This is a genomic window from Microcoleus sp. K1-B1, assembly GCF_036704705.1.
GTDB lineage: Bacteria > Cyanobacteriota > Cyanobacteriia > Cyanobacteriales > Microcoleaceae > Microcoleus.
This window is the reverse complement of sequence record NZ_JAUBSH010000005.1, coordinates 138,609-145,359: the sequence shown is the minus strand read 5'-3', so window position 1 is coordinate 145,359 and position 6,751 is coordinate 138,609. Positions and strand designations below refer to the sequence as shown.

Annotated in this window: 7 protein-coding genes; 3 read left to right on the top strand and 4 right to left on the bottom strand. The window is 42.2% G+C overall.

All coding sequences use genetic code 11. The annotated features are described in order from the left end of the window. Positions 1-136: 136 nt before the first annotated feature. From QUA83_RS03325 to rfbC, 4 genes are all read right to left on the bottom strand, one after another. Positions 137-1,111 carry a glycosyltransferase family 2 protein gene (locus tag QUA83_RS03325; protein ID WP_333291484.1) on the bottom strand — a complete coding sequence of 325 codons (975 nt, stop codon included), beginning with the start codon at positions 1,109-1,111 and terminating at the stop codon, positions 137-139. Between the two features lie 94 nt (positions 1,112-1,205). Further along, positions 1,206-3,026, bottom strand: coding sequence for a hypothetical protein (locus tag QUA83_RS03320; protein WP_333291483.1), 1,821 nt, complete (start codon positions 3,024-3,026; stop codon positions 1,206-1,208). 109 nt (positions 3,027-3,135) lie between these two features. After that, a complete protein-coding gene (rfbD, locus tag QUA83_RS03315) occupies positions 3,136-4,008 on the bottom strand; it encodes a dTDP-4-dehydrorhamnose reductase (RefSeq protein WP_333291481.1) in 873 nt (290 codons plus the stop codon). A 2-nt stretch (positions 4,009-4,010) separates the two neighbouring features. Further along, the gene (rfbC, locus tag QUA83_RS03310) at positions 4,011-4,556 is read right to left on the bottom strand and encodes a dTDP-4-dehydrorhamnose 3,5-epimerase (protein WP_333291491.1); all 546 of its coding nucleotides are present in this window, start codon (positions 4,554-4,556) and stop codon (positions 4,011-4,013) included. A 49-nt stretch (positions 4,557-4,605) separates the two neighbouring features. Here rfbC and QUA83_RS03305 point away from each other — a divergent pair, with 49 nt between their 5' ends. The 3 genes from QUA83_RS03305 to QUA83_RS03295 all read left to right on the top strand — a co-directional run bounded on the left by QUA83_RS03305 (position 4,606) and on the right by QUA83_RS03295 (position 6,736). Continuing rightward, positions 4,606-5,280: a methyltransferase domain-containing protein gene (locus QUA83_RS03305; protein WP_333291479.1), complete on the top strand. Its 675-nt coding sequence runs from the start codon at positions 4,606-4,608 to the stop codon at positions 5,278-5,280. A 130-nt stretch (positions 5,281-5,410) separates the two neighbouring features. Then, positions 5,411-6,010, top strand: a complete 600-nt coding sequence (locus tag QUA83_RS03300) for a Uma2 family endonuclease (RefSeq protein ID WP_333291478.1) — start codon at positions 5,411-5,413, stop codon at positions 6,008-6,010. Positions 6,011-6,112: 102 nt separating this feature from the next. Further along, positions 6,113-6,736, top strand: a complete 624-nt coding sequence (locus QUA83_RS03295; protein WP_333291476.1) for a hypothetical protein — start codon at positions 6,113-6,115, stop codon at positions 6,734-6,736. Positions 6,737-6,751: the final 15 nt, after the last annotated feature.

The following is a 6,751-nucleotide window of genomic DNA, read 5'->3' as shown; positions in this document are numbered from 1 at the left end:
GAGTTACCTCAGTAGATATATTCTTTTTGTTTACTTATCTTAACATAGTTCGGTTTTTTTGCGCCGACCTACTTAGAAGCAATTGCAATAGCCGATTTATCTGCGTTAATCAGCCTTAATCCGCCTTAATCTGCGGTTAAATATCAAAACCAGAATCATCAATAATTTCGCTAATTTGCTTATCCACATAATCAGCATCCACATTCCGCGCCATCAACTCAGCTAAAATCCCCAAAGAAATCAACTGCACCGACAGAATTGTACACAAAATCCCAAAAAATAACAAAGGTCGATTCCCGATCGGCCCAAAATTCATCCCCGCCAAATTTAGAAACCAAATAACTATCAAATAACTCAGCGAAACAGTTCCAACCAAGCCAAAACACAATCCCAAACCGCCAAACAAATGACCCGGTTTGTGTAAATACTGCGTTGTGGCTAACACCGTCAACAAATCAATAAATCCCCGCGCATAACGTTCCCAGCCGTAATTCGATTTTCCGTGCTTGCGCGGATGATGTTCGACAACTACTTCACCAATTTTAAACCCTAAATTGTTTGCTAAAGCTGGAATGTAGCGGTGCAATTCCCCGTACAATTTAATCGACTGCAAAACTTCCCTACGATACGCTTTAAAACCGCAATTCATATCGTGCATTTGCACCCCAGTCAGCAAACAGGCAACGGCATTAAACAGCTTGGAAGGTAAAGTTTTAGAAAGCGGGTCGTTCCGCTGTTTTCGCCAACCGGAAACTAAATCAAATCCCGATTCTAAATGATGTAAGAATTTGGGAATTTCAGCGGGATCATCCTGAAGGTCAGCATCGAGAGTAAAGATAATTATCCCTGCTGCATTGCGAAATCCTGCTGAAAGTGCGGCGGATTTGCCAAAGTTGCGGCGCATTTTAATCGCTTTAATTAGTTTGGGATGTTGGCTGGCTAAATCTGTGATTTCTTGCCAGGAATAATCGCGGCTACCGTCATCTATGAAAATGACTTCGTAACTGTCAATTTCTGTTTGCAACATGACAAGTTGAATTTTGTCAAACAGTAATTTTAGGGTGGCTTCTTCGTTGTGAACTGGGATTACGAAGCTGAGGTGTTTCGGCATAGGGATATTCTATTTCATTTGTGTTGTTAATGAGGTTTTTTTTTATTAACCGCAGAGGGCGCAGAGGGCGCAGAGGAGGAGAAGGAGAGGTTTTTTAGTTTTTATTGATAACTTGGGAGTTTCGCAAGGCTACCCAACCTTTGCGGTTTTTAAAGGAGGCATAGGCTGTCAACAATTTATCTGTTGGTGATGTTTGAATGTATCCTCTCCAAGCTGCGAATTCGTAGGAAGGGCCAAACAATTTAACTAAATCTGGGCGCGGAAATCCTGACATGGCGAAACCTCGAACGACATTTTCTTGATTGAGAATGGCCATACATTTTACATTGTTTTCGGGGTCTCCTACCCAGCCAATTACTCTGGAGGCGGCGGGTGCGAGTTTAGTTACTGTATCAAAATATCCGGGTACTCCGTCTTTGGGTGCTGACAGTAAATTTGCGTCGATTTTTGTGTCTAATGCTGCACAGAAATTGTGTTTTTTGATATCTCGGTTAAATGGCACTAAGTTGTTAGTTTTTAAGGCGTCGATTAACCCGACAAAAGCGGCAGGTTTGTTGCCTACTCGGTCTTTAATTAGCGTTACGTCGGTGATGCCTAATTGCAGTGATAATGCTACTAACGGTTGATAGGTTGCTCTGCGGGCGATCGCCATTGCAGTTTCGCCTCCCACCCCGTACATTAAAATAATCGCGACTGTGGCGACTGCAAACAGCGGTGTCAGCCAACGTCCTTGAATTCTGGGTGTTGGCTGCAACTCGCGCACCCACAATACTGTCAGCACAATTGTACTCATCCAAAACAAAGCTGGGAGTGTGGCGTAGCGGGAAGCGGTGGCTTGTTCGACGCCAAATCCCGATCGACTAACCGCAGCCATTAACGCCGTTTGCAGCGTGTAAAGTTGGATTGATAGCCAAGGCAGCCAATCCGGGCGATCGACCTTTTTTACAAATAGCCAATAAGTCACAAAACCCGTCACTGCAATCAAACCAATTATACCAATAATTGAAGCAACAATAATATTTTCGCTAAAAATACCGCCGAGATAAGTGGGAATATATTCGAGAGTTTTCAGCGGGTTAATTTTAGTTAAAGAAGGGTGATGAGATGGAGTTTTATAAGTTAAAAAATAAATGCCAATCACTGCAATCGAAGCAATGAAATACAAATAAGTTATTCGCCGAGGAAACCTCAGCACAACAGCAGCAGCACACAATATCGGCCACAAACCTAAAGGAGTGCTGTAACTAATACAGCCTAAAACACCAAAAACAATGCTGCCAATTACCCACTTATTTTGTAAATGCGAGGGCGGGCACGGGGGCACCGCCCCTACAAACTCGTTACCAGGCTCTGCCTGGGAATGAATATTCAGAGGCTCCGCCTCCCTCTTACTTGACAAAAGCGTCGCATAGGATTGCAAACAAAATATCGAACAAATCACAAATAAATTAGCAATTATCCAGTGAACGCCGCTGAATCCCCGCATCCAATTGTGAGCCGCCGCTGGAGTAAAATTAAAAATAGAAATGCAAAGGAGTAGCGAAATAAATTGTAGCGGAAAACGCCTCAATTTTAATGGCAGCAGAGCAATTAATACGTGACACTGAATCCAAGCCAAGAACCAGGCAACTAAACACAAACCAATATTTGAACCTTGGGTGACAGCTATATTCAAGCCATAAATAATTGCCGGAATCAAGACAAAATGCTCGTTCGCCCGAAATATCCAATTAAAAGGATTTGTAGAGAAACCGTCTACTGAATAAAAATTCCACGTCATCCACCAATAATCAAAGTTAGACAAGTCTCCCGCTTGCGATATCAAGTACAAAATATATGACGCTGGTATTAGAATGCCGAGAACTGATGCGGCAATTAAAATATATTGTTGCTTGACTTTCATGGATTCAGACATGGGGAGATTTTTCTTAATTTGTAGGGGCGAGTTTAGGTGAGAAACTTTGCATATAACAGGTAACTCATGAACAAAACTCGCCCTCGCGTTTTGAGTCTTCCTCAATTTTTTATTTCACTTCTCTTGCCAGCATTTGTCTTAGCCCTTGCCGCCAGTGGGGAGGATACGTGCCTAGAAGTGCTGATATTTTTACCGTAGAGAGGACAGAAAAAGCCGGACGTTTTGCGGGTGTCGGATATTCGGCGGTGGTGATGGGAATTACGCGCTGAACTTTTAGAGGTAAGCCGAGTTGTGCTGCTTCCTCAAAAATGGCGATCGCAAAATCGTACCAACTACAAACACCGCTGTTAGTGTACTGGTATGTTCCAAAAGTTTCTGGCCCAAGGAGAGGAATAATTTGCGAAATTGCCTCTGCTAAATCCGCCGTCCAAGTAGGACTTCCGATCTGATCTGCTACTACTCGAATTTCTTCCCTTTCCTTTCCCAACCTCAGCATGGTTTTGACAAAGTTACCTTTGCCGCCGTTGCCGTAAACCCACGCGGTTCTAATAATAATATTTCGGTTTCCCGCTTTCCGAATTGCTTCCTCGCCTGCTAATTTCGATTTGCCGTAAGTTCCCAGCGGGTTCGTATAATCTGTTTCCAGATAAGCAGAACCGTGGCTGCCGTCAAATACATAATCAGTGGAAATGTGAATCAAACTTGCTCCTAGTTTTTCGCATTCTTCTGCAAAAATTCCTGGGGCAATACCGTTGACTGCATATGCTAATTCTGGTTCACTTTCCGCTTTGTCTACTGCAGTGTAAGCACCCGAATTGACGACTAAATCCGGTTGAATTTCAGCCATTGCTTGACGGATGCTTTCGGGTTGGGATAAATCGAGGCGAGTGCGATCGAGCGCAATAACCTCTCCCGAAGATAATAAAATCGGCTGCAATTCTTGAGCTAGCTGTCCGCTGCCACCTGCGAGTAAAATTTTCATGATCAAAACACTTGAGATCTTTTCAACGTTTGTCCAGCTTGGTCTTTAGCTGATAAGATTGGTTGGGCACCATCTAGCGGCCAGTCGATCGCCAAATCGGGATCATTCCACAGGATACACCGCTCGTGTGCTGGTGCGTAATAATCTGTAGTTTTATACAAAACTTCAGCCGTCTCCGAAACCACTAAAAAACCGTGAGCAAATCCCGCCGGCACCCAAAATTGCCGTTTATTTTCTGCACTCACTAAACAGCCAACCCACTGCCCAAAAGTCGGCGAACTTTTTCTAATATCTACCGCTACATCAAATATTTCTCCCGCAACTACCCGCAGCAATTTGCCTTGAGGCTGCTGCATTTGGTAGTGCAAACCGCGCAGCACATTTTTAGAGGATTTGGAATGATTGTCTTGAACAAATTCGGCTGTCACGCCTGTTTTTTCGACAAAAGCTTTGTGATTGAAACTCTCAAAAAAGAAACCGCGATCGTCTCCGAAAATTTTCGGCTCAATGATCAGAACTTCCGGTATTTCGGTAGATATAACATTCATAGTTAGCTGTGAAAGTGATAAACTCATACTCAGTCTCTGCTATTTTACTATGAAAACCGACGCATATCTCAAAAAATTGTACGCCAATCGATTTGATTCCCGACAACTGCAAGCCAAGGTGGCACTATGGAAAGTTTTAATTGACGAATTTTTACAAGATTATGTTCCTCCAGAATCAACAGTTTTAGATATTGGCGGCGGTTACTGCGAGTTTATAAATCAAATTCAGGCTAAAAAAAAATGTTTGATTGATCTAAACCCCGATTCCAAGTTATTTGCCAATCCAGATGTAAAAGTGCTGAATATTGATGTTTTAAGCTTTGATGATCAACCAGCTTTTAGCGAACAATTTGACCGTATATTTATCTCTAACTTTTTTGAACATCTCCGCAATAAAGAAGAACTCATCCAAATTATTTTATTTTGCTTTGAGGCGCTTAAGCCAGGGGGTTCTCTCTTAGTTGTCCAACCAAATTTTAAATATTCTTTCCAAGAGTATTACGACTTTATCGACCATCAATTACCAATTACCCACTTATCGCTGCAAGAACTTTTACAAACCGTCGGCTTTGAAATCGACTTAATTATACCGAGATTTTTACCATTTTCGACCAAAGGCAGACCGGCCTCGCCTTTGCTGTTAAAAATTTACTTAAAATTGCCTTTGTTGTGGCGGTTTTTGGGAGGGCAAATGTTTGTCAAAGCCTCGAAATCAAACAATTAACGATCGGGGAAAGCGATCGCCGCCCCTAGAGCATTTCAATTGTTATAATAAAAATTGCAAGTATTCCTGTAGTTTGGGCTGGGCAAAATCAGGATAAATTTGCTAAAAAAGCATCAATTGTAGGAAAAAAATGATGACACAAACATCCCGCGCCATTGCTGTGAATATTCCGCCGACACTAACACTCACCGTTACCCGCGAGCAATTCGTTGAATTGGCGATCGCCAACCGAGAATTACAATTAGAAAGAACAGCACAAGGAGAGTTAATCGTGAATCCACCAACCGGAGGCGAAACAGGATACAGAAACTCTGATTTAAACGGGCAACTCTGGCTGTGGAACCGCCAAACTAAACTGGGAAAGACATTTGACTCTTCTACTGGTTTTCACTTGCCCAATGGAGCCGATCGCTCTCCCGATGCTGCTTGGGTGCGTCAAGAAAGGTGGGATGGGCTCACCCCAAAACAAAAAGAAAGTTTTATTCCCTTGTGTCCTGATTTTGTGGTAGAACTCCGTTCTAAAACTGACAACATGGAACCGCTGCGAGCCAAGATGAAAGAGTATATGAACAATGGCGCTCGTTTGGGTTGGTTGATAGATCGGAAAAACAAAAAGGTGGAGATTTACAGGCAAAATCAAGATGTAGAAGTCTTGGAAAATCCTATTAGTTTGTTCGGTGAAGATGTGTTGCCTGGGTTTGTCTTAGATTTGACAGAAGTTTGGGGATAAGCGATAGAGGGTAGGCACGGGGACACTACCATACAAATCTGTATGAATGATTGAGATTTGCTATAATAATTTACAAATAAACACATTGCAATTTCAAACAGTATGACCAAGCAAAAAATATTACAGGAAGGTCGAGAATATACATTTCGTTCATACTTTGAGTTACCTTACGAAACGGAACAAATTTTAGCAGAATTTGATTACTCGCTGATTAAAACTGAGCTGTCTTTGCCGCATACCTCTAGAGAACTGGCAGAAATAGCTTTTCTCAAACAAAGAATTAAAGAAACTTTATTTTTTGTCAGTCTCAGCAGCGAAACAGCTAGAAGAGAATCATTAGTATCGCCAGTTTTGCTGGACATCATCCGGTACTGCAAATGTCAACTGCGATTTGAGTATACTCTCAACGTTAATAGCTGGTTAAAGGGTAATTTAGATTATTTCGTAAAATCCGAGCGAGAATTGCTAGTCATTGAAGCAAAGAACGACGATATGACTAGAGGATTTACCCAACTAGCTGTAGAATTGATCGCGATGTCTCACGTTGAAGAGCAAAATATCTTTTACGGTGCGGTGACAATGGGAGATGTCTGGCGATTTGGCAAGTTAGACAGAAATCAGCACACTATTTTTCAAGATATCAATTTGTTTAAAGTGCCTGACGATTTAGAGGATTTAATGAAAATAATGGTGGGAATTTTAGACGGGGATGAAATTTCGCCGTAGGGTGCGTCGCTTCTA

Coding starts and splice junctions, on each gene's coding strand:
- QUA83_RS03295 (WP_333291476.1), top strand. CDS start 6,113: ATGACCAAGCAAAAAATATTACAGGAAGGTCGAGAATATACATTTCGT.
- QUA83_RS03320 (WP_333291483.1), bottom strand. CDS start 3,026: ATGTCTGAATCCATGAAAGTCAAGCAACAATATATTTTAATTGCCGCA.
- QUA83_RS03325 (WP_333291484.1), bottom strand. CDS start 1,111: ATGCCGAAACACCTCAGCTTCGTAATCCCAGTTCACAACGAAGAAGCC.
- rfbC (WP_333291491.1), bottom strand. CDS start 4,556: ATGAATGTTATATCTACCGAAATACCGGAAGTTCTGATCATTGAGCCG.
- QUA83_RS03300 (WP_333291478.1), top strand. CDS start 5,411: ATGATGACACAAACATCCCGCGCCATTGCTGTGAATATTCCGCCGACA.
- rfbD (WP_333291481.1), bottom strand. CDS start 4,008: ATGAAAATTTTACTCGCAGGTGGCAGCGGACAGCTAGCTCAAGAATTG.
- QUA83_RS03305 (WP_333291479.1), top strand. CDS start 4,606: ATGAAAACCGACGCATATCTCAAAAAATTGTACGCCAATCGATTTGAT.